The 26379-nt window shown below is 63.0% G+C and carries 26 protein-coding genes and 1 pseudogene; 15 read left to right on the top strand and 12 right to left on the bottom strand.

The genetic code is table 11. The annotated features are described in order from the left end of the window. Nucleotides 1-27 precede the first annotated feature (27 nt). The 5 genes from QY049_RS07020 to QY049_RS07000 all read left to right on the top strand — a co-directional run bounded on the left by QY049_RS07020 (nucleotide 28) and on the right by QY049_RS07000 (nucleotide 4808). On the top strand, nucleotides 28-1092 hold the full coding sequence (locus QY049_RS07020) for an extracellular solute-binding protein (RefSeq protein WP_258762170.1): 1065 nt from the start codon (nucleotides 28-30) through the stop codon (nucleotides 1090-1092). Nucleotides 1093-1103: 11 nt separating this feature from the next. After that, a complete protein-coding gene (locus QY049_RS07015; RefSeq protein ID WP_258762169.1) occupies nucleotides 1104-2198 on the top strand; it encodes an ABC transporter ATP-binding protein in 1095 nt (364 codons plus the stop codon). Nucleotides 2199-2335: 137 nt separating this feature from the next. Beyond that, nucleotides 2336-3031, top strand: coding sequence for a 5-oxoprolinase subunit PxpB (gene pxpB / locus QY049_RS07010; protein WP_258762168.1), 696 nt, complete (start codon nucleotides 2336-2338; stop codon nucleotides 3029-3031). Next, nucleotides 3028-4005 (top strand): biotin-dependent carboxyltransferase family protein, encoded by a 978-nt coding sequence (locus tag QY049_RS07005; protein WP_301269218.1) that lies wholly within the window; start codon nucleotides 3028-3030, stop codon nucleotides 4003-4005. Before pxpB (QY049_RS07010) ends, QY049_RS07005 begins: the two co-directional genes overlap by 4 nt. A 35-nt stretch (nucleotides 4006-4040) precedes the next feature. After that, nucleotides 4041-4808: a LamB/YcsF family protein gene (locus tag QY049_RS07000; protein WP_258762166.1), complete on the top strand. Its 768-nt coding sequence runs from the start codon at nucleotides 4041-4043 to the stop codon at nucleotides 4806-4808. Here the strand turns inward: QY049_RS07000 and QY049_RS06995 are convergent. From QY049_RS06995 to QY049_RS06970, 6 genes are read right to left on the bottom strand one after another with little or no spacing between them, the layout of a single operon-like run. Further along, on the bottom strand, nucleotides 4801-5217 hold the full coding sequence (locus QY049_RS06995) for an acetyl-CoA carboxylase biotin carboxyl carrier protein subunit (RefSeq protein WP_258762165.1): 417 nt from the start codon (nucleotides 5215-5217) through the stop codon (nucleotides 4801-4803). The genes QY049_RS07000 and QY049_RS06995 overlap by 8 nt on opposite strands. Beyond that, nucleotides 5208-6185 (bottom strand): biotin-dependent carboxyltransferase family protein, encoded by a 978-nt coding sequence (locus QY049_RS06990; RefSeq protein WP_258762164.1) that lies wholly within the window; start codon nucleotides 6183-6185, stop codon nucleotides 5208-5210. The genes QY049_RS06995 and QY049_RS06990 overlap by 10 nt, the downstream gene beginning before the upstream one ends. Then, nucleotides 6182-6844, bottom strand: coding sequence for a 5-oxoprolinase subunit PxpB (gene pxpB / locus QY049_RS06985; RefSeq protein WP_258762163.1), 663 nt, complete (start codon nucleotides 6842-6844; stop codon nucleotides 6182-6184). Before pxpB (QY049_RS06985) ends, QY049_RS06990 begins: the two co-directional genes overlap by 4 nt. Continuing rightward, the gene (gene accC, locus QY049_RS06980) at nucleotides 6841-8196 is read right to left on the bottom strand and encodes an acetyl-CoA carboxylase biotin carboxylase subunit (protein WP_258762162.1); all 1356 of its coding nucleotides are present in this window, start codon (nucleotides 8194-8196) and stop codon (nucleotides 6841-6843) included. The genes pxpB (QY049_RS06985) and accC overlap by 4 nt, the downstream gene beginning before the upstream one ends. Beyond that, entirely contained in the window at nucleotides 8196-8654 is a 459-nt protein-coding gene (locus QY049_RS06975) for an acetyl-CoA carboxylase biotin carboxyl carrier protein subunit (protein ID WP_258762161.1), read from the bottom strand. The genes accC and QY049_RS06975 overlap by 1 nt, the downstream gene beginning before the upstream one ends. A gap of 47 nt (nucleotides 8655-8701) precedes the next feature. Then, nucleotides 8702-9460, bottom strand: coding sequence for an SDR family oxidoreductase (locus QY049_RS06970; RefSeq protein ID WP_194476556.1), 759 nt, complete (start codon nucleotides 9458-9460; stop codon nucleotides 8702-8704). Between the two features lie 188 nt (nucleotides 9461-9648). Here QY049_RS06970 and nac point away from each other — a divergent pair, with 188 nt between their 5' ends. The 4 genes from nac (at nucleotide 9649) to dusA (ending at nucleotide 13758) form a co-directional block, all read left to right on the top strand. Next, nucleotides 9649-10635: a nitrogen assimilation transcriptional regulator NAC gene (gene nac, locus QY049_RS06965; protein ID WP_258762160.1), complete on the top strand. Its 987-nt coding sequence runs from the start codon at nucleotides 9649-9651 to the stop codon at nucleotides 10633-10635. Nucleotides 10636-10739: 104 nt separating this feature from the next. Further along, nucleotides 10740-11411, top strand: a complete 672-nt coding sequence (locus QY049_RS06960) for a 4-carboxy-4-hydroxy-2-oxoadipate aldolase/oxaloacetate decarboxylase (protein ID WP_194476554.1) — start codon at nucleotides 10740-10742, stop codon at nucleotides 11409-11411. A 41-nt stretch (nucleotides 11412-11452) separates the two neighbouring features. After that, on the top strand, nucleotides 11453-12439 hold the full coding sequence (locus QY049_RS06955; protein WP_258762159.1) for a peptidyl-alpha-hydroxyglycine alpha-amidating lyase family protein: 987 nt from the start codon (nucleotides 11453-11455) through the stop codon (nucleotides 12437-12439). 326 nt (nucleotides 12440-12765) lie between these two features. Next, complete coding sequence (gene dusA, locus QY049_RS06950) at nucleotides 12766-13758, top strand: tRNA dihydrouridine(20/20a) synthase DusA (RefSeq protein ID WP_301269217.1); 993 nt, start codon at nucleotides 12766-12768, stop codon at nucleotides 13756-13758. A 46-nt stretch (nucleotides 13759-13804) separates the two neighbouring features. On the opposite strand, the gene QY049_RS06945 is transcribed toward dusA, so the two are convergent. The 6 genes and pseudogenes from QY049_RS06945 to QY049_RS06920 form a co-directional block, all read right to left on the bottom strand. Beyond that, nucleotides 13805-14467 carry an outer membrane protein gene (locus tag QY049_RS06945; RefSeq protein ID WP_194476551.1) on the bottom strand — a complete coding sequence of 221 codons (663 nt, stop codon included), beginning with the start codon at nucleotides 14465-14467 and terminating at the stop codon, nucleotides 13805-13807. Nucleotides 14468-14659: 192 nt separating this feature from the next. Then, complete coding sequence (locus QY049_RS06940) at nucleotides 14660-15214, bottom strand: TIGR02281 family clan AA aspartic protease (protein ID WP_194476550.1); 555 nt, start codon at nucleotides 15212-15214, stop codon at nucleotides 14660-14662. Between the two features lie 28 nt (nucleotides 15215-15242). After that, entirely contained in the window at nucleotides 15243-15446 is a 204-nt protein-coding gene (locus QY049_RS06935; RefSeq protein WP_194476549.1) for a DUF1289 domain-containing protein, read from the bottom strand. A gap of 44 nt (nucleotides 15447-15490) precedes the next feature. Beyond that, complete coding sequence (locus QY049_RS06930; RefSeq protein ID WP_258762157.1) at nucleotides 15491-17086, bottom strand: HAMP domain-containing sensor histidine kinase; 1596 nt, start codon at nucleotides 17084-17086, stop codon at nucleotides 15491-15493. Between the two features lie 139 nt (nucleotides 17087-17225). Further along, entirely contained in the window at nucleotides 17226-18503 is a 1278-nt protein-coding gene (nhaD, locus tag QY049_RS06925) for a sodium:proton antiporter NhaD (protein ID WP_258762156.1), read from the bottom strand. A gap of 23 nt (nucleotides 18504-18526) precedes the next feature. Next, nucleotides 18527-19423 (bottom strand): annotated as a pseudogene (locus QY049_RS06920) (NAD(P)-dependent oxidoreductase); the annotation flags it as partial. 167 nt (nucleotides 19424-19590) lie between these two features. Here QY049_RS06920 and QY049_RS06915 point away from each other — a divergent pair. The 6 genes from QY049_RS06915 (at nucleotide 19591) to QY049_RS06890 (ending at nucleotide 26355) form a co-directional block, all read left to right on the top strand. Further along, the gene (locus QY049_RS06915; RefSeq protein WP_194476545.1) at nucleotides 19591-20028 is read left to right on the top strand and encodes a VOC family protein; all 438 of its coding nucleotides are present in this window, start codon (nucleotides 19591-19593) and stop codon (nucleotides 20026-20028) included. 54 nt (nucleotides 20029-20082) lie between these two features. After that, nucleotides 20083-21225 (top strand): Mrp/NBP35 family ATP-binding protein, encoded by a 1143-nt coding sequence (locus tag QY049_RS06910; RefSeq protein ID WP_258762155.1) that lies wholly within the window; start codon nucleotides 20083-20085, stop codon nucleotides 21223-21225. 197 nt (nucleotides 21226-21422) lie between these two features. Then, the gene (locus QY049_RS06905) at nucleotides 21423-22514 is read left to right on the top strand and encodes a TRAP transporter substrate-binding protein (RefSeq protein WP_194476543.1); all 1092 of its coding nucleotides are present in this window, start codon (nucleotides 21423-21425) and stop codon (nucleotides 22512-22514) included. A gap of 441 nt (nucleotides 22515-22955) precedes the next feature. Continuing rightward, nucleotides 22956-24044, top strand: coding sequence for a TRAP transporter substrate-binding protein (locus QY049_RS06900; RefSeq protein ID WP_258762154.1), 1089 nt, complete (start codon nucleotides 22956-22958; stop codon nucleotides 24042-24044). A gap of 84 nt (nucleotides 24045-24128) precedes the next feature. Next, nucleotides 24129-24527: a hypothetical protein gene (locus QY049_RS06895; protein ID WP_258762153.1), complete on the top strand. Its 399-nt coding sequence runs from the start codon at nucleotides 24129-24131 to the stop codon at nucleotides 24525-24527. A gap of 493 nt (nucleotides 24528-25020) precedes the next feature. Further along, nucleotides 25021-26355 (top strand): ABC transporter substrate-binding protein, encoded by a 1335-nt coding sequence (locus tag QY049_RS06890; protein WP_301269216.1) that lies wholly within the window; start codon nucleotides 25021-25023, stop codon nucleotides 26353-26355. Nucleotides 26356-26379 lie beyond the last annotated feature (24 nt).

Raw genomic sequence — 26379 nt, 5'->3', positions numbered from 1 at the left:
TGTGCATTGGTAGATGGAGATAGGACCATGAAGCTGACACGTAGGACTCTCGTTAAGGCCGGTGCATCCGCGATTGCCTTCCCGACCATCATCAGCCGGTCGTGGGCGCAGGACGCCAAGCAGCTGCACGTCGGCGTCTACAATTCCGCGCTGGGCAAGCTGGTCCAGAAGGAGGTCATTCCGAAGTTCGAGGCCGAGTTCAAGTGCCGCGTCTTCACGATTGAGGGCGCCACGCTCTCCAACATCGCGGCGCTTCGCGCAACCCGCGATACGCCGCGTTTCAGTGTTATGATGATGGACGACGTCGGCATTCCCCAGGCAAAGCAGGAAGGCCTGATCGGCAAGCTCGACGCCGACAAGATCCCCAATCTTGCGAAGGTCTACCCGCGATACATCTTCGAGGACGGCTACGGCGTCGGCTTCTCGATCTCCAGCGCGGCCATGTTCATCAATCCGCAAGTGACTAAGCCGCTCAAGAGCTATGAAGAGATCTTCGACGCAAAGTATCGCAAGCAGATTTTGCTGAATACACCCAAGAATACGCAGAGCGTGCTGATGCTCATCGTCGCGGCTTCGCTCGTTACCGGGAAGCCGTTCAAGGAAGCGCAATATCTGGTCGATCAGGGCTGGGACAAGCTGGCGACGCTGAAGCCGAATGTCCTCACGATCTATGACAGCGAGGCGCAGGTGCTGCAGGTTGCCCAGGGACAGGCGACGATTGGGGGCATCGAATATTCGAAGGCGATCTATCCCCACACTGCGAAGGGATTGCCGCTCGATATGACCTTTCCGAAGGAAGGCGCGTTCACCGGCATCAACAGCATGACGATCGTCAAGAATGCACCGGAGCCGGAACTCGGAGCTGCTTTCATCAACCGCATCCTGGATCCGGCGGTTGCCAAAATGCTGTCCGAGCAGACGCTGAGTGCGCCCTCGGTCGGCGGAATCGACTTCAAGCCTGAGACGGCAAAATTCCTCGCTTATCCCGATACGAAGGCAACCGATCTTGGGCTCTTCACGCCGGATTGGAATTTCATCGTGCCGCGCCGAGGCCCGTGGCTGGAGAAGTATAACGAGGTATTTACGAGCTGAGTAGGATCGTCATGAAATCTTCCGAAGTCAGGCTTGATCGCCTTAGCAAGGAATACAACCGCGTTGTCGCGGTCGACGACGTGTCGCTCAGGATCGAGCCGGGCCACATGGTGGCGCTGCTCGGTCCGAGCGGATGCGGCAAGACGACCTGCCTCCGCATGATTGCGGGGCTGATCCGTCCGACGTCGGGCGACGTCTTCGTGAACGACAAGAAGATGACAGGCGTTCCGGTGCATCGCCGCAACGTCGGGATGCTGTTCCAGAACTACGCACTGTTTCCTCATCTGACCGTCGAGGAGAACATCGCGTTCGGCCTGGAGATGCGCGGTATCGCGAAGGCCGATGCCGCGCGAAAGGTGAGCGAGGCGCTCAGCCTCGTTCAACTATCCAACTTCGGAAAGCGCTATCCCGCTCAGCTCTCCGGTGGCCAGCAACAGCGCGTCGCTCTCGGTCGTGCCTTGGTGATCGAACCGGCGATGCTGCTGCTCGATGAGCCGCTCGGAGCACTCGACAAGGGGCTTCGCGAGAGCATGCAGGTCGAGCTGCGTGCATTGCAACGCAGGCTTGGCCTGACCACCGTCATGGTGACACACGACCAGGATGAGGCCCTGACGATGGCGGACAAGATCGTGGTGATGCGGGACGGCAGGCTCGAACAGGTCGGTTCGGCGACAGAGATCTACCAGCGTCCAACCTCGAAATTCGTCGCGCAGTTCATCGGTGCCTCGAATCTGTTCGAGGGGCCCATCGAGCAACGCAACGGCAGCGGGGCCGTCATCCGCGTCTCACCGGAGTTGAGCCTTCAGGTTGAACAGCTTCCAGCGTCCGCGAGCGACGTGATGGTCTCGATCAGGCCCGAGGCAATCGTCGTCGAGAGGGCAGGCCAGACCCCGGCGACGCAACGCGTGAACAGCGTGACGGCGCGGATCGACCAGGCGATCTATCGCGGCTTCGTCAGCCACTACTATCTCAAGACGCCGAGCGGTGGGCAGATCATCGTGTTCGAGCAGAACCAGTCGCAACAGGCCGGACTTCGATACGCTGTGGGCGAAGAGGTTGTCGCGCGCTGGGAAGCTCCGAGCAATCACATCATTGCAAGGCATTGAGATCAAGGATGAATGCGACGGATGCGGGCAATCGACATCCCTTATGCCCGCAGATGAACATCGTCTTGGATTGGTCTGGACTGTTTGGCTAGAACGGGAGGCGGCAGCGCCACGGGCGTTAGACTAACGAGGCCCTTTTGTCGATTAATCAGCCCAGCGCTCCTCTTGTCGGCGCGATCGAGAAAAGCCCGAAGATCAGCCTGATCGGCACGCTTGCGATGTTGGTCGAGGCACCGGGCGAATTTGACTTGATTCAACAGGGACGCATCTGGGCGCTTGCAGATGCCCTGTCGTCTTGGCCCAACGTGCAGGAGGCCGTCATTGGTGTCACCAATGTGATGCTGATATTCGACCAGCCGCCTTCGGATATAGGCATGCTCGGTGCCTCCATCGTCGAGCTGTGGCACCGCGTGCCTGGCCGAAGGGCCGATGGCAAGGTGATCGAGATTCCCGTGGTCTACGGCGGCGAGCTCGGCTTCGATTTGCCGGCGGTGGTGGAGCATACGGGACTGTCCGCGCGCGACATCATCCGGATTCACAGCGAAGGCGATTACACCGTCTGCGCCGTCGCCAGCTCGCCGGGCTTCGGATATCTCCACGGACTTGATCCCCGCATTCATATGCCGCGCAAATCGGTGCCGTCACTCAATATACGTGCAGGCTCGGTGACGATCGGCGGAATGCAGACTGGCGTTGCGGCGCTGACGAGCCCGAATGGATGGAACGCGATCGGCTGGGCCTCGGTCGCCATGTTCGATCCGTGGCGCGAGCAGCCGTCCCTGATGCTTCCAGGGGACCGTGTCAAATTCAGGATCGATCGGATCGAGCTGTGATCGAGATCCTGACCAGCGCTGCCTTCAACACGATCCAGGATCTCGGGCGTCGTGGCGCGCGGCGTTTTGGGGTGAGCACCTCAGGCGCGATGGATCCGATCGCGCTTGCTGGCGGAAATGCGCTGCTTGGCAATGACGACAATGCAGCCGGCATCGAGATCCAGACATTTCCGTTCCGGCTGCGCTTCCAGGCCGATGCTGCATTTGCGCTGACGGGCGCCGATCACATCTCGACACTGGCCGGATCACCCGTTGGTTCCTGGTGGTGCAGGCGGGCGCGGGCAGGCGACATTCTCGCGATCGAAACGCCGCGCCGAGGTGCGCGCGTCTACGCAACGTTCGGCGGCGGCCTCGATGTTCCCAGCGTGCTGGGCTCGCGCAGCACGCATCTGCGCGCCGGCTTTGGCGGGCTTGAGGGGCGGACCTTGCAGGCGGGCGATGTCATTCCGGTTGGGAGACGGTTGTGTGAGGCTGGCCGCCGCTTCGACTTCGGTGCCGCGCCGCCGGATGTAGCGATTGCAGGCGCTGGTTCGGCCGTGGATCGTGTGCTGCGAATACGCCTCATGCGGGCTGGCGAATATGATTTGTTTCCAGAAGCGGTGCAGGCGAGATTCTGGTCGACCACGTGGAAGATCAGCGCCCGCAGCGACCGCGGTGGATATCGTCTTGCCGGAGACAAGTTGACGCTGGATGCACCGGTCGAGATGCGTTCGCATGGTGTCGTGCCGGGGGTCGTGCAGGTGCCGCCCGGCGGCGAGCCGATCATCCAGATGAGCGATGCCAATACGGCGGGCGGCTATCCCAAGATGGCGGCGGTGATCCACGCCGATCTCTGGCGCCTTGGCCAGGCGACGCCGGGATCGTTCATCACCTTCAGCGAGGTGAGCTACCGGGACGCGGTCGCGGCCATGGCTCCCGTCAACGATTACCTCGCGAGGTTGCGTGCGACCGCGGATCTCTATCGAGCGCTTTGAGTGGACGTCAACAATAACAAGAGCAGGGTACGAACATGAAAATCGGCATCAATTCGGACATGGGCGAAGGCTTCGGCAATTACCGGATCTGCGACGACGAGGCACTGATGGGGATCGTCTCGTCCGCCAATGTGGCATGCGGGTTTCATGCCGGCGATCCCATCATAATGGATCGCATGGTTCGTCTGGCAAAGCAGAAGGGAGTCGAGGTCGGCGCCCATCCGGGCCTGCCCGATCTGCTTGGATTTGGCCGCCGCGTGATCCAGATGGACGCCGCCGAGCTCGAGAAGCACATGGTCTATCAGATCGGCGCCTTGCAGGCGATCGCGGCCAATGCCGGCCACCGCGTCACCCATGTCAGCTTCCACGCCGCGATGGGCAACATGGTCAATGCGGACCCCGACATGGCCGACGTCGTGGCCCGAGCGATTGCGACCATCAACCGCGATTTCATCGTGTTCTCGCAGCCCGACGCCGAGATTGTGCGCGCGGCGCGCAAGGTGGACTTGCGCATCCTGACTCTGTTCCTGGCCGATCGCGCCTATGACGAGCACGGCCATCTGGTGTCGCGCAAGCTTCCCAATTCAGTGATCAGTTCGACCGAAGCCGTCGCCGAGCGGGTCAAGCGCTTCCTTGACAGCGGGACGGTGAAGACCATCGACGGCAAGTCGATCAAGGTCGAGGCGCGCTCGATCCTGATCCACAGCGACACGCCCGGATCGGTCAATCTTGCCGGCACGGTACGCCGCGTGATCGAAGAGGGCGGCGGCGAGGTCACGCCCGCAACCGTGCTGCTCAATTGAGCGGGCGGATCCGCACGATCGGGGTGCCGTAGCCGACCATGGCACCCGTTTCCGCAATTACGGCATCGACGGTGCCGGCGGCGGGCGCTACGACGGGCGCGTACAACAGGCCGACCTTGACGAGGCCGACGATCGCGCCGGCCTCGATGCGCTGGCCGGGCACGACGAAAGGCTTGTCCTGCCAGGGATGCGCCGCAAGGAAATGTCCAGCGACATCAGCTTTTGCGATGATGGAATGATCATTGATCGGGGCGTCCGTAGCTGCAGGCGTTGCAGACGTCGCGATTCTGATACCGGTGTCGACGACGAGCTTCAGTGTCAGCCCCGGCTCTTCGATCTCGATCGTGTCGACGCCAGACTTTGCAAGGATCTGCGCTAGACGCGCGATGTCGGTGATCTCTATCGGCATGTTCTGATCTCCTCGACGAGACGCACATTGGCCCTCAGCCGGTCGAGATAAGCCGACATCTCGGATTCGGCTGCAAGCGCGTCGGTGTAGCCAGTTTGCTCGAACCGCAGCTTGGTGCCGAGCCGCGCCTGCCCGACGCGCCACAGATCGGCCCGGATCACGGTTGCGATCTTCGGATAGCCGCCCGAGGTCTGTGCATCGCGCATCTGGATAATGGGCTGTCCGTTGGGCGGAATCTGGATGACACCGGGGACAATGCCGTGCGAGCGTTTCTCGACGGGTGCCTGCGGCTTCACGGCGGGGCCTTGCAGGCGGTAGCCGTAGCGATTGCTCTGCGGAGTGATCTTCCAGCCGCTGGACCAGAACAGCGCCTGCGTAGCGTCGTCGAACGCGTCATATTCGCCGGCGACGACAACCCGGACGATGGTCTCGTCCGCCGCAGCGTTCGGTCGTGCCAGCGTGATCTCGGCCGGCTCGATCCCGAGTTCGCCGATGGCAGTGGCGGACGCCGCGCAGGGCAGGATATCACCCACCTGAAGCGGCCGCCCATGCAGGCCGCCGAATTCGCCTCGAAATTGCGTGCTGCGCGAGCCCAGCACGACAGGCACGTCGATGCCGCCGCTGACGGCGAGATAGAGACGAGCGCCGTGAGACATCGCCTTGATGGTCAGAACGTCACCAGTGCGTGCATGCGAGCGCCACCAGGACGGGATGGCGCGTGCTGCGATCTCAGCCTCGACACCAGCCCCTGTGAGCGCGAAGGCCATATCCCGGCCGAAGCGCAGTTTGAACGGCATCATCGGGATTTCGATGTTGGCGGCGTTCTCATCATTGCCGAGCAGGATGTTGCCGGCGCGCAGCGCGACATCGTCCATTGCCCCCGAGGTGCCGACCCCGAAGCGATATTGATCGAAGCGTCCGAGATCTTGGATGCTGGCGGGACCCGTGACTGACAGGATCTCGATCACCGGATCACCCGTTCGATCTCGAAGCGGATCGTATCTCCCGGCGCGAGCGCGGCGGGCGTCGGCCAAGAGGGGTCGAAGAACGTCCAGCTGGTGTGTCCGATGGCATGCCAGCCGCTGGGGCCGGGCGAGGCGGAGATGCCGGTCTGCGATCCGCCGATCGAGACCGAGCCGCCTGCGGAACGTTGCAGCGGTGTCTGTCGCCGCGGCATGGTGATACGCGGATCCATGCCGCCCAGATAGCAATAGCCGGGATGGCTGCCGAGCGCGAATACCGTGTAAAGCGGCGCGGCATGGATCGCCACGACATCGTCAATTGACAGGCCGCAATGATCCGCGACGGACCGGAGCTGCGAGCCGACCTCGCCGCCATAGGTGACCGGCAGCCTGATCTCGCGGCCGCTGATCGCAAGGCCCTCCGCCGCGTCCCAGCTCTCATTGAGGGCGGCAATCAGGGCGTCGAGCTGACATGGCGGCGTTTCGAAGGTCAGCATCAAATTAGTGATGCCGGGAATAGCCTCGCGAATGTCAGGCCATTTCGATGCTGTCGCGGCCAGCGCCCAGATGCGTCGCTGATGCGGTAGATCGAACGCGCCGGGGGCCTCGAAAAGGAGGGCCGATGTGCCAAGCAGGCTGATCCGCGGCCGGTCGGGTGCCGTCATTGCGCGGCCACCTTCGCATTCATCCAGTGCTCGAGATGGTGGATGTCGTAACCGCCACGGCAGAACGAGGGATCGGCGAGGATCGCCTGATGCAACGGAACATTGGTCCGGATGCCTTCGGCGCGGAGCTCTGACAGGGCGACGCGCGCGCGGGCCAGGGCCTCGTCGCGGGTGCTGCCGTGGGCGATCAGCTTGCCGATCAGCGAGTCGTAGTGGCGCGGAACGGTGGCGCCGGCCACGATATGGGAATCGACGCGGATGCCGATGCCGCCGGGCACATCCCAGCGCGTCACGGTGCCGGGCGAGGGCGCAAAGGTGGCAGGGTCTTCGGCATTGATGCGAAATTCGACGGCATGGCCGACACGCGCGATGTCCTCTTGGGCGATCTCAAGCCGTTCGCCACGCGCGATGCGAATCTGTTCCTTGACGATGTCGATTCCCGTCGTCATCTCGGTGACGGGATGCTCCACCTGGACGCGCGTATTCATCTCGATGAAGAAGAACTGTCTGTCCTCGTACAGGAATTCGAAGGTGCCCGCGCCGCGATAGCCGATCCGCCGGCAGGCTTCGACGCAGCTTGCGCCAACCCGCTCGATCAGCGCGCGATCGATGCCTGGCGCCGGAGCTTCCTCGACGACCTTCTGGTTCCTGCGTTGAAGCGAGCAGTCGCGGTCGCCGAGCCAGAGATGGTTGTCGTGTTGATCGCACAGCACCTGGATCTCGATGTGGCGCGGCTTTTCGAGGAATTTCTCGACATAAACCGCGGCGTTCCCGAAGGCCTTGCTGGCTTCCGCGCGCGTCAGCGCGAGCGCCTCGTCCAGCGCGCCTTCGTTGCGCACGATCCGCATGCCGCGTCCGCCACCACCGCCGGCGGCCTTGATGATGACGGGATAGCCGATGTCTTGCGCGATGGCGCGGACCTCCGCCGGATCGTCCGGCAGGGCGCTGTCCGGCCCGGGTACACAAGGTACGCCTGCGGCCCGCATCGCGCGCTTGGCGGCAACCTTGTCGCCCATGGTGCGGATACACTCCGCGGGAGGACCGATGAAGGTGAGGCCGGCGCGTGCAATCCGCTCTGCGAACTCCGCGCTCTCCGACAGGAAGCCGTAGCCGGGGTGGATCGCCCGGGCGCCGCTGGCCTCGGCCGCGAGCAGGATCGCCGCAATGTTGAGATATGTGCTGCTCGCGGGCGCCGGCCCGATGCAGAGTGCCTGGTCCGCAAGCGCAACATAGCGCGCGTCGCTGTCCGCCTCCGAGTGAATGACGACCGTCTTGAGGCCCATCGCCCGACAGGCGCGCTGGATACGGAGCGCGATTTCGCCGCGATTGGCGATCAAGACCTTGTCGAACATCAGGACGAACCCGCAGGACCGATCCGGAACAGCGCCTGGCCGGCCGCGATCTCGTCACCGTTTTCGGCGAGGATCGCAAGTACCACGCCGGGCGCTTCGGCGGCGATGTCGATGAAGGTCTTCATCGCCTCGATGATGCAAATCTTCTGCCCGGCCTCGATCCTCGCGCCGACCTCGACCAGCGGGGGCTCGTCCGGTGTCGCAGATCTGTAGAAGACGCCATGCATCGGCGCGGGCACGATGAGGTCAGCGGTTGCATCGAACGGGCGACTGTTCTGATGATCGGCGGCAGGGACGTGCGGGCCGCTTGCGCTTGCAGGGCGCACGGCGACCGGCTGCGCTTCCCCAGATGGATGTTTGAGGATGCGGATGCGGGTTCCGTCCTGCGTCAGCTCCAGCTCCGCGATGGAGGAGCGGGTAACCAGATCCACGAGTTGTTCGATCTTGGGCAAGTCCACTGTCACGCTCCGCGTTGACGACCTCTCGCGTTCGGGGCGTTCATGCGTTACTCGGCCGGCGGCCGGCTCTTCTGCGCGAAATTAAGGCCGCCGACGACCTGCTGGGTCGGCAGGACTTCCATGAACGCCACATTCATACGCGCTGGGGAGCCCACCACGAATGCGATCGAATTGGCGATGTCCTCGGGCTGGAGGGCATCATAGTCGTCGAAGAAGCGGCGCTTGGCTTCGGCCAGATCGCCCAGCAGCCGCCCGAAAACCTCAGTCTCGACCCGGGCCGGCGATATCTCGGTGACGCGGACCCTGGTTCCGTAGAGGTCGACGCGCAATTGCTGCGACAGCGAGTGAATGCCGGCTTTCGTGGCATGATAGACGGTATTTCCGCCGCCGAACGCGTAGTGGCCGGCGATCGAGGAGATATTGACGACATGACCGCGGTCGCGACGTGCCATGCCCGGCACGACGAGGCTCGTCAGATGCAGGACCGCGCGCAGATTAACGTCGATGAGCGCGTCGATATCTTCCGGCGTGGTGTCCAGGATATTGCCGCGCCGGGACTGGCCGGCATTGTTGACCAGGACGTCGAACTCGGCCGACTTTGCCAGGGCTGCGAGCGCGTCGAGGTCGCTGATATCAACGGCGCAGGGACGGCAACCGGTTTCCGCCGCCAGGGCGGTCAGGCGCGCGGCGTCACGTGCCACGGCGTGAACCTGAAGTCCCTCCGCACTCAGGCGGCGAACCGTCGCAGCCCCGATTCCCGAGGAAGCGCCCGTCACCAAGGCCGTACGATAATCCGAAAATCCCATCCCAAGGGCTCCTCTGCTACCGTCCAACCCGCGCGAGCGGCATCGGCTGCAAGGCGAGCTGCGGACGAGTGCAGTACCAACCTATAGGCCCGCAGGGTTCCCAGTGGTAAGAACAATTCCTTCTGATCCCATAGCTTCAGCCTATTGCTGCTGCATGGCTCCCTAGCTGGATATCCGGAGACTCCGTATTGGATACGAAACGTTTGGAGGCCTTCATCAAGGTCGTCGATCTCGGCAGCATGACGAGCGCGGCGAAGGTGCTGAATGTCGCGCAGCCGGCGTTGAGCCAGCACATTGCGAGCCTGGAGGCGGATTTCAAGAGCAAGCTGCTCCATCGCAGCGCCCGCGGCGTCAAGCCGACCGAGGCCGGACAAATCCTCTACCGCTATGCCAGGTCGATCCAGCGCCAGATCGAAGAGGCAAGGCGCACCATTCTGGACAACAAGCCGGAGTTGACGGGCAATGTCACGATTGGCCTCGCCCCGCTCAGCTCGGCCGCGCTGCTCGCAACCCCGCTGCTGTTGCGGGTCCGTGAGCGCTATCCCGGCATCGTGCTGCACATCTATGATAGTTCCGGAATCATGCTCAGCGAAATGATGCTGAAGGGCAGCATGGATATGGCTGTCCTGTATGGCGATCGTCCGGTGACCGGTCTCGATTACAAGCCGTTGATGCGCGAGCCTTTCTATCTCGTCGCGCCCCGCAGCACCTATGGGAATCACGCTCCTCCCGACGAGGTTTCGGCGGCGGAGGTCGCGCAATTCGACCTGCTGCTGCCGTATCGGGAATCCTTCCTGCGTCAGGCGGTCGAGCGGGTCTGTGCCGAGGCGGGGCTCCGTCCGCGCATCGTCGCAGAGATCCATTCGCAATCGACCTTGTCTTCGGCGATCGCGGCCGGAATCGGTGCTGCGGTGCTGCCCATGTCGATCGCAAAGGAGTTGCCGAACCTCGACGAACTCTGTGTTCGCAGGATCAACGCGCCGTCGGCGTCGCAGCAGATGTCGTTGTGTATCTCGGACAACATCGCGCTGTCCGACGCCGCATTCGCGGTCTACAAGATCTTGCTGGAAATCATTGCGAAGGACTGGGGACCGTACGATTGCGCGACGAGTCCTAATGCCGTTGTTGCAGCGGTCTCTACGGCGGTGCGGGATGGGTCGGACGAAGAGCCATAACGAAATGCGATGCGGCAATGCTAAAATCTGAAATTCTCGAAGATTGGGCCGTGGACTATTTGGAGGTGTAGCGCAGTCTTGCTGCGGACCCCCAGGGAGGGACCATGGTTCACGTGATCAAAACTTTCGACCGACCTGCCGCAGACCTCGTCGAACGCATCAAGCAGTTTCCTCCCTCCACGCTGCATGAGGCGCAGGGACGATCGGGCGCGCTGACCTCCCGGATCAAGCCGATCTATTCAGGGATGCGCGCCTGCGGCCCAGCCCTCACGGTGAGCTGCCATCCTGGCGACAACATGATGCTGATCACGGCGATTTCGCTGGCGAAGCCGGGCGATGTGCTCGTGGTGAGCGCGGGCGACCATCCTGAACAAGGCGGCTTCGGCGAGGTGCTGGCGACGGCGTGCGTCGCCAAGGGCATCGTCGGGCTGGTTACGGATGCCGGCGTTCGCGACGGCCTTGCGGTGCGCGGCACTGGCTTCAACGTCTTCTCCTATGGCCTCTGCATGAAGGGCACCGTCAAGGAGACGCTCGGCACCATCAACCAGCCGATCGTCATTGGCGGCATCGCCGTTCGTCCCGGCGATATCGTCAGTGCCGACGACGACGGCGTCGTGATCGTGCCGAAGGAGAATATCGCCGATGTCTGCGTCAAGTCGGCGGCGCGCGAGGAGAAGGAAGCCGGTGTGATGAAGGCGCTCAAGGCTGGCGGGAACATCCTCGAACTGTCCGGCATCGGCAAGGTGCTGGAATCCAAGGGTTGCACCTTCGCTTGAGCGATGGTGCGTGCCGCAAGCGAGCAATAGCGGGAAAACCAGTGGCAGCGATCCTCGGCTCGGGCGAACATCGCTACCGCGTCGTCGATAATTGGGCGAAGCTGCCGGATGGCTGGCAGCTCACCGACGTTGCCTCCGTCGCGGTCGACAGCAAGGATCGCATCTACGTCTTCAATCGCGGCGCCCATCCGATGGTGGTGCTCGATCGCGACGGCAACTTCCTGCGGAGCTGGGGTGAGGGGCTGTTCTCACGCGCCCATGGCCTGCACATTGATGCCGACGACAATCTCTACTGCACCGACGACGGCGACCACACCGTCCGCAAATGCACGACCGACGGCAAGGTGCTACTGACGATCGGCGTGCCCGGGAAGCCCGCGGCGTTCATGAGCGGCGATCCCTTCCATCGCTGCACCCACACGGCCTTGTCGCCGAAGGGCGAGATCTACGTCTCGGATGGCTACGGCAACGCCCGCATTCACAAGTTCACGCCGGACGGCAGGCTGATCACGAGCTGGGGCGCGCCGGGCACCGATCCCGGTCAGTTCAACATCGTCCACAACATCGTCACCGATGCCGACGGTTGGGTCTATGTCGCCGACCGCGAAAACCATCGCGTGCAGGTGTTCGACGGCAACGGAAAATACGAGGCGCAATGGAATAATTTGCACCGGCCCTGTGCGCTGTGCTGCTGCGGCGGGGCCAAGAACCCGACTTTCGTGGTTGGCGAACTCGGGCCGGCCATGCCTGTCAACCGCAAAGTGCCCAATCTCGGCCCGCGGCTGTCTATTGTGGATGCCAACGGCAAGCGCATTGCGCGGCTCGGCGGCGAGGACGGTCCCGGCCTTGCGAGCGGAAAGTTTTTGGCGCCGCATGGCATCGCGCTGGATTCCAGGGGTGACATGTATGTCGGTGAGGTCGGCGTCACCGACTGGAAAACGAACTTTCCGGACGAGGATATGCCGGCCGTGGTCCGCACCTCGCGTTGCCTGCAGAAGCTGGAGCGTGTGACGGACTTTCAGCGCTGACTTTGGCGGCAGTGTGTCGCTCGGATGCGCGTGAAGTTCAAGGAACATCGCGCAATTTATACTCAATCCGCAAACCTGGGCATAACGCCGGTCTATAGCAGCTTTAGATAGCATTGTATTTCCGTCGCCGGTCTTGCAAGCCGCGTGTGCACGCGGCTTTTCGTGTGCGCGACGTGTGCACTGAGAATCCGAATTCGCGATTTTCGCTTCCAATCCAGGCCCAAATGAGCCTAGAAGAGCCACCCCCGCGGAAACGTGGCCGAACTCGATATCTCAGTCGCTCCTACAACATATGCGACTGATCGACACCAAAATAACTTAGCAAGATGAATGACTTACGCTGGAGATTTTCCACAGCGCCGATGATGGATTGGACCGACCGGCACTGCCGGGTGTTCCACCGTCACCTGACGAAACGGGCGCTGCTTTATACGGAGATGCTGACGACGGGCGCCATTATTCATGGCGATCGGGAGCGGCTGCTCGGCTTCGACGCAGTCGAGCACCCGGTGGCGCTGCAGCTTGGCGGCTCGGATCCCGGCGACCTCGCGAAAGCTGCGCGGATCGGCGAAGAGTTCGGCTATGACGAGATCAATCTTAATGTAGGCTGCCCGTCCGATCGCGTGAAGGACGGCCGCTTCGGTGCTTGCCTGATGGCTGAGCCGGATCTGGTGGCAAGGTGCGTCGAGGCGATGAAGGGGGCGGTCTCCATCCCCGTCACGGTAAAATGCCGCATCGGCATCGATGACCAGGATCCCGAAGTAGCGCTCGATACGCTCGCGCGCGCTGTTGCAGCTGCTGGCTGCGACGCGCTGATCGTGCATGCCCGCAAGGCCTGGCTCGACGGTCTGTCCCCGAAGGAGAATCGCGACATTCCGCCACTCGACTACGACCGCGTTTATCGGCTCAAGCGTGCGATGCCTGATGTGCCTGTGATCATCAATGGCGGCGTCCTGAGCATCGAGGAGGCGAAAGCGCATCTTGCGCATGTCGATGGCGTGATGCTCGGCCGCGCCGCCTATCAGGAGCCGTGGCGGTTGCTCTCGGTCGATAGCGACATCTTCGGCGAGGCGGCGCCGCACGCGACCATGCAGGACGCATTCGAGGCGATGATGCCCTATGTCGCGGCGCAGCTGGCGCGCGGCACGCGGCTGCACGCCATCACGCGGCATTTCGTCGGCGCCTTCCACGCCGTGCCCGGTGCACGCGCTTTCCGCCGTCATCTTGCCGTGCAGGGCGTTAAGCCTGGCGCCGGGATCGATGTGCTGCGCGACGCGATTGCGCGTGTCGGTGCTCGCGCGCCGGCAGAGGCAGCGTAGCCGCAAGAAAAGCCAGATCGCGGCATCTGGCTCTTCCTCAAGAGGCTCAGCGGAACAGGTCGAAATGGTAGTTCACGCCGACGCGGAAGCTGTGGAGTTTCGCAGCATTCCAGTCCGGCAGATTGTCGTGTTTGAATTCAGTGTAGAGATATTCGGCCTTGGCCGACCATTTCGGCGCGAACGCCCATTCGACACCACCGCCGGCGGTCCAGCCCATCTTCATCTTGTTGATCGGACCGTCCTTCAATTCGCCGGTGGCAAGACCGGCGGTCCCGAAGAACAGCAGGCGTGAATCCATCGTCGCGATGCCGGCGCGGGCACGGCCGGTCATGTACCAGGGCAGGCTGACCGCGGCGCTGTTGAGCGCGTCGTGGTTCTTGACATCGCCACCTTCGAAGTCGTTCTCGATGCCGACCACGAACATCGGCGAGAGCTGATAGTTGTAGCCGATCTGTACGCCGCCGATGGCGCCCTTGACCTTGCCGCCGCTCGCACCGACGAGATTGTTGAAGGCATTGTCGCCGCTCTCGGCGTAGCCGGCGTTGAGGCCGGCGTAGAGGCCGGTCCAGGAGTAGACCGGCTGCGGCGCGGTGTAGGCGGGGGCGGCGTATCGCGGCGACAGGTCGGCTGCGCTGGCGTTGCTCGTTCCGAGCGCGACGGCAAAGGGCAGGGTGCGTATCGCGCGGCTCAAGGCGGCTCTCGCAGTCATCACTTTCAATCTCCCAACTTGGCCGCCTCAATCACTTGGGCGCGACGGCTCGTCCAACCCCGATCGGGGAACGGCTCCATCTATAAACCGACTAGTTGGTTTGTAAATAGCGGAATTGCCACGGCCGCGTTCGTTGTGGATTCAAGGATTGGCTGTGTGGCCGGGACCGGAAAGTGGCGCCTTGGCGCGCGCCTAATCGACCGCCGTGCGTCCGCGGCGGTGGCTGCTCTGGAGCTCCGGATAGCCGGTGAGCAATAGCGTGTCGGAGCGCACGCCCCAGCTCTCGAGGCGATCGAGGAAGCTCATGCCGAGCAGGTTGGTCTTCATCTGCCCACGCTGCACCACGAGCGCCGGCACCGATTTCTCGACGAGATGGCCGACGGCGAGACGATCAAGTGTCAGCCGCGCCGCCTTGGTGTGACCGCCCGCGGTCTCGAGGTCGACGTCATATTCGAGTACCTCGAGTGGCAGCCCGATCGCCTTCGCGGTCTCCCAGGTCAGCACGACCGACGTGGCGCCGGTATCGATCACCATCGGTGCGGCGACGCCGTTGATCTTGGCGCGTAGTGCGAATTCACCGCCCTGGCCTCGCTGGATCTGCACCGCGGGGGCGGGCGTTGCCGTCTTTGTGCGAAAAATGTGCGAGACCTTGTGGCTGGCGCGCGCGATCTGACCGGGGTCGCCATAGGCCACCACGGCGCCGGCCGTGCCGGCGAGCATGACGAGGACGAGCAGGAAGCGGATCATTGCGCGCCTCCGAAGGCGCGCGGGCCCGTCAGGCCCGTTTGGCCGAGCCCCCGATCGGCTGCAACCCGGCGTCCGCTAGTCGCGCCGGGAGCTGCGCCATCAACGCGAGCCGTTCCGCCCTTTCCATGGCGTGCCAGCGCGCGATCTCCGGCAAAGTCCGGCCACAGCCGAAGCACAGCTTGGTCTTGGGATCGATCATGCAGACGGCGACGCACGGCGTTTCTTTGCTCATCCGGACATAGTGGGGGATTGGCGGGCATCTCTGCAAGCATGTGTTTACGAACCCGTGCCCGCGCTCATGATCGGCTTGTGTCGCGGCCTGCGCTTCTCGTCAGGCACCATGGAACTCTCGGGCTGGAGCGGCGGCGCGTCCTCCGAGAGCGGCGCAAGCGCGCTCATCACGCGCTCCGGCGGGAAGGTGACGATCACCTCGGTGCCGATGCGCAGCTTCGACTTCAGCGTGAACGTGCCGCCATGCAGGTCGATCAGGTTCTTGGCGATGGGGAGGCCTAGGCCTGCGCCCTGTTCGGCCGATTTGATCGAGTTGGAGCCCTGGCCGAACGAGGCGAGCACGACGGGGATCTCGTCCTCCGGGATGCCCGAGCCGGAATCCTTCACCGAGAGATACTGCCCGCCAGACGCAGTCCAGCCGGCCTTGAGCCAGATCTCGCCGCCTTGCGGAGTGAACTTGATCGAGTTGGAAAGCAGGTTGAGCACGACCTGGCGGATCGCGCGCTCGTCGGCCCATAGCCGCGGCATCGCCTGCTCGAACACCTCGTGAATGGTGATTCCGCGGCTGGAGGCGCGCAGCTTCATCAGATGGTGGCAGTCGGCGACGATGCCGACCAGAGACACCGCTTCCTCGTTCAGTTCGTAGCGGCCGGCTTCGATCCGCGACAGATCGAGGATCTCGTTGATGAGGTTGAGCAGATGCACGCCGGAATTATGGATGTCCGCCGAGTATTCCTTGTACACCGGCACCGCATGCGCGCCAAAGATCTCGCTCTTCATCACCTCGGAGAAGCCGAGGATGGCGTTGAGCGGCGTCCGCAGTTCATGGCTCATCTGCGCGAGGAAGCGCGATTTGGCGACGTTGGCGGATTCGGCGCGGTGACGGGCTTCATCCGAGATCGCCTTGGCCTGTTCGAGCTCGCCGATCAGCGCGTCCTTTTCGGCGCGCGCTTCGAGCGTGGCGAAGGTCGAGGAGTGCAGGCGATGCGCCAGCAGCACGAAATAGCCTTCGGCCGCGAGTGCGAGTGCACCGAGAATATAATTGTCCAGCGAGCCGCTCATCACGAAGCTCAGCGCCATGGCGACCGCAACCGGCGCGGTGGCGGCCAGCGCTGCGATCGGCAGATTGGCGGCAAGCATGCTCGATACTGCGATCACCAGCAGCATCAGGAACATCATCAGCGTTTCCGTGACCATGTCGAGCACGGGATGGATCAGTATCGCCATCCAGCAAAGGCCGTAGAGCAGGTCGAGCACGACGAAGCGCGTTCGCCAGGTGCGCGTCGCGGTGGGCGACGCTGGCTCGATCAGGAAGCGCTTGCAGCTGCGGATCATCGCGGCGTGGATGCAGATCATGCCGGCGGTCCAGGCCGCGGCCGGGATCGGCTGCATCCACAGGCCGAACAGCATGCCGGTCGCGACCACCAGCAGCATCACGACGTAGGAGGCGGAGAGCCGTGTCTGTGCATATTGCCGGAGCAACTCGGCGTCGAAGGCCGGCCGGGTTCCGCTGGTCGACGTTAACTTATCGCGCGCCTCGCGCACCCGCTGCGCCGCAGCCCTTCGGCTGCTCACCGACGGAGCGCTGACCGGCTCGGCCGGAAGCTGCACTACCTCAGGCTTTTCAGCGGGGTTACTCATCAAGCAACAACGATTCCTGCCCACGTCGGACGCGGGCCTTCTGCATTGTCTATCTCTGGCAAGAAATCCTTAAGAGGTGACTTAAGGAGCTAAAAAATTACGTTAACCGGATGTTAATTCGGGCCCCGGCAGTTGCCGCTCAGTGCAGCCACGCGTGCTGCGCGACATAGACCACTGCGCCGGCCAGATAGCCCGCGAGCGCGGGTACCGCGATGCGGCGGGCGTACCAGAGGAACTCGATCCGCTCGAGCCCCATGGCGGCGACGCCTGCGGCCGAGCCGATGATCAGGATCGAGCCGCCGGTGCCGGCGCAATAGGCGATGAACTCCCAGAGGAAGCTGTCTGGCGGGTAGTGGCCGAGGTCGTACATGCCCATGGTCGCGGCCACCAGCGGCACGTTGTCGATGATGGCGCTGAGCAGACCGAGCACGACGACGATGATGTCCTGGCGGCCGATCGTGACGTCCAGCCATTTCGCCAGCATCGAGAGCAGGCTCACATGTTCGAGGCAGGCGACTGCGAGCAGGATGCCGACGAAGAATACGATCGAGCCCATGTCGATCTGCGTGAGCGCGTGCGCGAGCGACAGGGAACGGCGAACATGCTCATCCTTGCCGCGATGGACGAGGTCGCCGACCAGCCAGACGAGGCCGAGTCCGAGCAGCACGCCCATAAACGGTGGCAGATGCGTGGCCGCCTTGAAGGCGGGCACCGCGATCAGCACGCCGAGCCCGAGAAAGAACATCAGATTGCGCTCGACCTGGTCGACGCCGAGCATATTGCCGTCCTTCGGAGGAGGCGCGATGGTCTTGCCCTTCAGTGCAAAGCTGATCGCCGCCAGCGGCACGAGCAGGTTGATCAGGGAGGGCAGGAACACAGCGCTCATGATGTTAAGCGGCGAGATCTGGCCGCCGATCCACAGCATCGTGGTGGTAACGTCGCCAATCACGGTCCATGCGCCGCCAGCATTGGCGGCTATGACGATGAGGGAGGCGAACAGCAGGCGGTCCTCGCGCCGCGCGATCAGGCGCTGGATCAGCGAAATCATGACGATGGTCGTCGTCAAATTGTCCAGGATAGAGCTGAGGAAAAAGGCCACGAAGGCGACCAGCCATATCAGCTTGACCTGGCTGGTCGTGCCGATGCGGGAAGTGATGACCTCGAAACCGTCATGGGCGTCGATCACCTCGACGATCGTCATCGCGCCGATCAGGAAGAACACGATCTGTGCGGTCGAGGCGACGGAATCGTCGAGCTGACGGCCGACCAGAGCGTGGTCGCCCGTCGTGATCCCATAGATCATCCAGAGCAGGCCCGCGCCGAGCAGCGCGGACGCACTCTTGTTGATCCCGATCGGATGTTCGAGCGCGATCGCTGCATAGGCGAGAACGAAGAGTGCGGTGATCGCGATCAGCAAGGCGGAATTCGCTTCGTCAGGTATCAGCGCGACAGGCGCGCGAGCAGGCTCGACGTATCCCAGCGTTTGCCGCCCATCTTCTCGACCTCGGCATAGAACTGGTCGACCAGCGCGGTGACCGGAAGATTGGCACCGTTGCGGCGAGCCTCCGCCAGCGCGATCGAGAGGTCCTTGCGCATCCATTCGACAGCGAAGCCGAAATCGTACTTGCCCTCTTTCATGGTCTTGTAGCGGTTCTCCATCTGCCAGGACTGCGCCGCGCCCTTGGAGATGGTCTCGATCACCGCGGCGACGTCGAGGCCGCTCTTCTGGGCGAAGTGAATGCCCTCGGAGAGGCCCTGCACTAGGCCGGCGATGCAGATCTGGTTGACCATCTTGGTCAGCTGGCCGCTCCCGGCTGGCCCGAGCAGTTTGCACATCCGCGCATAGGCGCCCGTGATGATCGGCTCTGCGCCGGCGTAGACGTCCTGGGCACCGCCGCACATCACCGTCAGCACGCCGTTCTCGGCGCCGGCCTGGCCGCCGGAGACGGGGGCGTCGATGAACTTGAAGCCGGCCTTGGTCGCGGCCGCGTCGAGCTCGCGCGCGACTTCGGCGGAGGCGGTGGTGTGGTCGACGAAGGTCGCGCCCTTCTTCATGCCGGCGAAGGCGCCGTCTGGGCCGATCGTGACCGCGCGCAGATCGTTGTCGTTGCCGACGCAGCACATCACGAAGTCCTGGCCCTCGGCCGCGGTCTTCGGGGTCGCCGCGGTCTTGCCGCCGAACTTGTCCGCCCACTCCTTCGCCTTGGCGGCGGTGCGGTTGTAGACGGTGACCTCATGGCCCCCTTTTTTCACGAGGTGTCCGGCCATGGGGAATCCCATCACGCCGAGACCGAGGAAAGCGACTTTAGCCATGTGTGTGTCCGTAGCTTGAGTTTTACGGTTGCAGCCGGGCGAGGGGGCGCCAGCCGGGGTCCTTGAGGTTCCGCCCGAGGGCGGGCCGGGCGCACCATAAACCCTTGCGGGCAGAGGGCAACGGCTTCGTTTGGCGGCCTCCTGTGCTAGGATGGCGGACCTCAAGGACTTCAAAACAAGGGAGCGAAAGCATGGGCGGAATAAGCGTCGGCGTCCTCGATCATTTCAACATCCGGACCCGGAATCTGGCCGAGACGGTCAGCTTCTACGAGGACGTGCTGGGTCTCGAAAAAGGCGCCCGGCCGAATTTCGCCTTCCCGGGGGCGTGGATGTACAGCGAGGGCAAGCCGGTGGTGCACCTCGTCGACATTTCCCCGACCTCCGAGCCGCAAAAGCCGGATTCCGGCGTCGTCCACCACGTCGCCTTCGTCAGCCGCGGCTTCGACGGCATGAAGCAGCGCCTGACGTCCAAAGGCATGAAATTCGACTCCCGACAGGTGCCCGGCGGCGACCTCTGGCAGATCTTCGTCCACGACCCCAACGGGGTCATGATCGAGCTCAATTACGAGGCCGCGAAGGAGCAGGGGGCAGCGCCCGCCGAGATGGCTGACGATATCGGCAGGCAGTAGCCTTTTGGCCGTTTCCGCTCTAATGGGGCATCTTGAACTTCCAGGAGATGCGCTTTGAGCGTGACGCAGCAACAGGTCCTCGACAGCCTCGCCAAGATCAAGTCGCCCCGCGGGGTCGCGCTCACCAACGCCAATGTGCTGAGCGCGATCAGCGCGTCCGGCGGCAAGGTGTTCTTCTCGATCAACGTGGATGCCGCCGAGGCGCGGGCCTGGGAATCCGTCCGGGCCGAGGCCGAGGCCGCCGTGCGCGGCCTTCCCGGCGTCACCACCGTGATGGTGGCGCTGACCGCCGAGCGCAAGGCGGGCGCTGCTCCGCCGCCGCCCCCGCAGCCGAGTCGCGGCGCACCCGGCGTGCAGCCGGTCCACGCTCACAAGCCGGCGCCGCAGGGCGGCGCCCAATCGCCGATGGCGCGGCAGTCCGAGATTCCGGGCGTCGCTGCTGTGATCGCGGTCGCCTCCGGCAAGGGCGGTGTCGGCAAGTCGACCACCGCGCTCAATCTGGCATTGGGCCTGCGCGACCTCGGTCTCAAGGTCGGGCTGCTCGATGCCGACATCTACGGCCCTTCGGTGCCGCGGCTGACCGGCCTGTACGAGAAGCCGGAGCTGGATGGCGAGCGCAAGATGATTCCGCTCCGGCGCTTCGGCCTCGCCATCATGTCGATCGGCTTCCTGGTCGAGGAAGAGACCGCGATGATCTGGCGCGGCCCGATGGTGATGTCGGCGGTGACGCAGATGCTGCGCGATGTCGCATGGGGCACGCTCGACGTGCTCGTGGTCGACATGCCGCCGGGCACTGGCGATGCGCAGCTGACGCTGGCGCAGAACGTGCCGCTGAAGGGTGCCGTGATCGTCTCGACCCCGCAGGACCTGTCCCTGATCGACGCGCGGCGTGGCCTTGCCATGTTCAGGAAGGTCAACGTGCCCGTGCTCGGCATCGTCGAGAACATGAGCTATTTCCAGTGCCCCCATTGCGGCACGAAATCGGACATCTTCGGCCATGGCGGCGCGCGCCACGAGGCGGAGAAGCTCGGAGTACCGTTCCTGGGCGAGATCCCGCTGCACATGGCGATTCGCGCGACTTCGGATGCCGGCAATCCCGTCGTGGACAGCGAGCCCGATGGGCCCCATGCGGCGATCTACCGCGCCATTGCGGGACAGGTCCGGGACCAGCTCAAGAGCGCCATCGCAACGGCTTAAGCCAGACGTCAGGGAACATGCGACTTTCGTCGCCCCCTGTCATGCCATTGTCGCGTTCCGCGAGAGTAGCTTCCGTGTTAAATGCCCACGGCGGCGAAGCCCCTTCGGCTTGACGCAGGCTTGAACGCCGCGTCGCCGGAACGAGCGGCAGCAAAGAAGAAGTTCGGGGAAATGCCCCAGCAAGGAGAGACCTGAAGATGAAGCGTCGTGATTTTCTGAAAGTGTCGGCAGCAGGCGCGGCGGCGACCGCCGCGGTAGCCTCGCCGGCGATTGCGCAGTCTTCGCCCGAGATCAAGTGGCGCATGACGTCGAGCTTCCCGAAGTCGCTCGACACGATCTATGGCGGCGGTGAGCAGGTGGCGAAGTACGTCGCCGAGATGACCGACAACAAATTCCAGATCCAGGTGTTCGCGGGCGGCGAAATCGTCCCCGGCCTGCAGGCGCTCGATGCGACCTCGAACGGCACGGTCGAGATGTGCCACACCGTGTCGTACTACTATGTCGGCAAGGACCCGACCTGGGCGATCTACGCCTCGGTGCCGTTCGGCCTCAACGCGCGCCAGCAGAACTCCTGGTGGTACCAGGGCGGCGGCGAGCAGCTCGGCAACGAGTTCTTCAAGAAGTCGAACGTGATCGGCTTTGCCTGCGGCAACACAGGCACCCAGATGGGCGGCTGGTTCCGCAAGGAGATCAAGACCGTTGCGGATCTGTCGGGCCTGAAATTCCGCATCGGCGGCATTGCCGGGCAGGTGCTGCAGAAGGTCGGCGTGGTGCCGCAGCAACTCGCCGGCGGCGACATCTATCCGGCGCTGGAGAAGGGCACCATCGACGCGGCCGAGTGGGTCGGCCCGTACGATGACGAGAAGCTCGGCTTCGCCAAGGTTGCGAAGTACTATTACTATCCGGGCTTCTGGGAAGGCGGTCCGATGGTCCATGCCTTCGCCAACCTCGACAAGTGGAATTCGCTGCCGAAGAACTACCAGGCGATTCTCACCAACGCGACGGCCAACGCCAACAGCTGGATGGCCGCGCGCTACGATATGCAGAACCCGTCCGCGCTGAAGCGTCTGGTCGCCGGCGGCACGCAGCTCCGTCCCTTCACCAACGAAGTGCTGGAAGCCTGCCTCAAGGCGACCAACGAACTGTGGGCCGAGCTCTCGGCCAAGAACGCCGACTTCAAGAAGTCGATCGACGCCATGCAGGCCTACCGCTCCGACGAATATCTGTGGTGGCAGGTCGCCGAATACACCTACGACAGCTTCATGATCCGTTCGCGCACCCGCGGCTGATCGACGACCAGGCTGTCGGACTGAATGGCCCGGCCTCGTTTGCGAGGCCGGGCTTTTCTTTGCCGCGGTGGAGGGCGCACTCAATATTCGAGAAAACAACCCCATGCACAGTAGAGGCGGGGGCTCCCCGCAATGACGGCCGGATGGAGGCGGGCTTGACCCGTCGGGCAAAACAGTGGCAAATTGCGATCATCGCTTAATCCGAAATCTGGCTCGCTCGCCGGCGGGATGCCGCCGCCCCGGTCAAACCTTCGCGCAAGCGCCACCCGAGCGCTGAGCTAGTACTTAAGTCTTAAGGGTGACCCGGCTACCACTTGCGAGGCAGGACTTTTTCCATGCCGCAGTGCGATCACGATGGCATTCGAGCCGGCGCTGCGCCATGCTGTCGGTCAGGCCTCGACAAGAAGGCCCGCAATCGTAAATCCATCAGGGCAGGACAACATGAAACGAAGAGACTTCATCAAGGTCACAGGACTTGGTGCGGCCGGCGCCGCGACGCTTGCCGCTCCCGCAATCGCGCAGTCGATGCCGGAAATCAAATGGCGCATGCCGACGAGCTGGCCGAAATCGCTCGACACGCTCTACGGCGGTGCCGAGGTGATGGCCAAGGCTGTGGCCGAGGCGACCGACAACAAATTCCAGATCCAAACCTTCGCCGGTGGCGAAATCGTGCCGGGCCTGCAGGTGCTCGATGCCGTGCAGAACGGCACCTGCGAGATCGGCCACACCGCCTCGTACTACTATTTCGGCAAGGACCCGACCTTTACCTTCGGTTCGTCGGTGCCTTTTGGCCCCAACATGCGCATCAACCAAGCCTGGTACATGCTGGGTGGCGGCAAGGAAGTTCTGAACGAGTTCTACAAGAGCTACAACGTCACCTCGCTGCTGGCTGGCAATACCGGCTGCCAGATGGGCGGCTGGTTCCGCAAGGAGATCAAGACCGTCGCAGATCTCAACGGACTGAAATTCCGCATCGGTGGCTTCGCCGGGAAGGTGCTGGCCAAGCTCGGCGCCGTGCCGCAGCAGATCGCGGGCGGCGACATCTATCCCGCGCTGGAAAAAGGCACGATCGACGGCGCGGAGTGGGTCGGACCCTACGACGACGAGAAGCTCGGCTTCTACAAGGTCGCGCCGCATTACTACTATCCGGGATGGTGGGAGGGCGGGCCGATACTGCTCAGTTTCGTCAATCTCGACAAGTGGAACGCGCTGCCGAAATATTACCAGAACGTGCTGGAGCAGGCCGGCCATTATGCCAACAACTGGATGATGGCGAAATACGATCAGGCCAATCCGCAGGCGCTACGCCGCCTGCTCGCGGGCGGTACCAAGCTGCACGCATTCCCGCCCGAGGTCATGGAGGCTTCCTTCAAGGCGGCGAAGGCGCTGCATAGCGAGATTGCGGGCACCAACGAGAACTTCAAGAAAGTCTACGAGTCGCTGACGAACTTCTCGAACAACGATTACTCGTGGTTCCAGGTGGCCGAGCTCGCCTACGACAGTTTCATGGCGCGTCACGCGCAGGGCTGAGCGCGCCGTCTCGCGAATGCCGGCCCCGGGGCGAAAGCTCCGGGGCCTTTGCTTGAGGACGCCCTCACGAGATGAGACGTGACGATGAGCTTCGATCCTCATGCAGTTCAAGCTGCGCTGTTCAAGGCTTGGTCGCTGTCGACGGCCAGCCAATGGACGGCCGGCAATCCCGCGGCAGGCCAATGCAACGTCACGGCGCTGCTCATTCACGAACTCTTCGGAGGCGAGTTGCTGAAGACGCCGCTGCCGGCCGGCGATCATTTCTACAACAGGATCGATGGGCGGCGATATGACTTCACGGCGAGCCAGTTCGATCGGCCGATCGCTTACACGGACTTGCCGACCAATCGGATGGAGGCGGAGTTGGGCGCGACGAGCCAGCAGCTGCGTGAACTCAGAGCAGCTTTTCAGGAGCGCGGCACCAAATCAGGTCAATGGCAGCGATCAGGTCGGCAACGCCATTTCGGCGCGCGTCCCACCTGACCGACAATTGCACCGGATGATAGTCGGGCTGGACCGGCAGGTCGCGCGTGTACAGGCGCTGCGATCGTCGGACGTCATGGATCTGACGACCGTCGCGATCGAAACAAGGGGCTGCGGCACCTCGACTTTCGTCGATGTTTGGACGTCGAGCGACAAGACGGAAACTTCGTTCAAGCAGATCATTGCTTGAACGCCGGCCCCTTCCAAGATGGAGAGCGCGCTCGAGATTTGGCTGCATCGGCTTTGGGTTTGCTAGCGTGTTGATCTGCTGCTCACGGGCGCGTCTTCGATGTTGCGCAGCAACAGGATTGTCGAAGAACAATCGCCGAGCACGAAAGCGTGTTCACCGGTTAGACCAATTGTGGATTTTTGCCGTTCGGAAACCGGTGCAGTCTGCCACCGGGACGCGATGAGGGCTGCCGCCTGGTGCTGCGCGGCAGGCGCCCCCCAAGTCAAAACAGCGATGTCAAATCGCCCGTGATCTCGGAGACGAGTGACGTCTCCTGCTCTTCGCGGCAACCGGAATGATTCGTCTTATGAACTAACATCGTCAAACGAGAGAACAGGGAGGTCTGGAATGGCTATAATTCAACCTTCGATCAGTCGTCGTTCGCTCATCAAGTCCGGCGTTGTTCTTGCCGGAAGCCAATTGATCAGCGCTCCCTTCATCGTCAAATCTCTCGCCGACGAGCCGGTGAAGATCGGTATGGTCAATCCCTTGACGGGCGTTCTCTCCGCGCTGGCTCAGAGCGAGGTCGACGGGGCCAAATACGCTGAGGCCGAGATCAACAAGAAGGGCGGCATCCTGGGTCGCCAGGTTCAGCTTCTTGTCGAGGATTCCGCGAACGATGTCGGGACCGGTGTGCAGAAGACCCGCAAGCTGATTGACCGTGACAATGTGGCGGTCATTCTCGGTGACGTCAATTCCGGCATTGCCTATGCAATGTCCCAAGTCACCAACGAGAAGAAGATTTTCCATATCGTCCCTGGCGGCCACACCGATCCGATCACCGGCTCGAACTGCAAATGGAATGTCTTCCGGATCTGCAACACAACGACGATGGACGCCAACGCGGTCACGCCGGAGCTGGTGAAGAAGTTCGGCAAGAAATGGTTCTTCATCACGCCGGACTACGCCTATGGCCACACGCTTCAAGACGCCTTCATCAAGGCGCTGAAAAAAGCCGGTGGGACTTACGAGGGAGACATGCTCCCGATCAACAGTACGGACTTCTCGGCCACGTTGATCAAGGCGAAGGCGTTCAAACCGAACGTTCTACTCAACAACATGGGCGGTCTTACGCAAATCAACTGCATGAAGCAATTCACGCAATTTGGCATGCAGAAGGAAATGGCGCTTGGCGGCGCGCTCTTCGAGCTCGAGAGCATCAAGGGCTGCCCGCCCGATGCGCAGGCTGGATGGTGGGCGATGGAATGGTGGTGGAATCAACCGAACGTGCCGGAGGTCGTCAAGTTTGTGAGCGACTTCCGCGCCGCCACGAAGAAGACGCCCTCGGCGCGCGACTGGTTCGGCTATGTGGCGATGCATACCGTACGCCTGGCGTCAGACAAGGCGAAGTCGTTGGATGGCCCCAAAATGGCGAAGGCTCTCGAGGATCTCGAGCTGCCGCCGGATGTCGCTCTCCAGCCGGGCAAGGTACGCTACAGGGCGGGAGACCATGAGCTGATGCCGAACATCTTCGTTGGCGAAGTTCATCCGGCAAAATCTTCTCCCGACGACGTCTTCAATGCCGAGACGCTGGTGCACGGTGAGCAGGCCGCAGGCTCGGTGGAGGAAACTGGATGCAAGATGGTCGAACCGGCCTGATCCAATAAGCGGAGAAAACGTCAG

The organism is Bradyrhizobium sp. WYCCWR 13022, from assembly GCF_030435535.1.
Lineage (GTDB): Bacteria > Pseudomonadota > Alphaproteobacteria > Rhizobiales > Xanthobacteraceae > Bradyrhizobium.
Note: the sequence above shows the minus strand (reverse complement) of the source record. Positions and strands in the feature narration are given on the sequence as shown.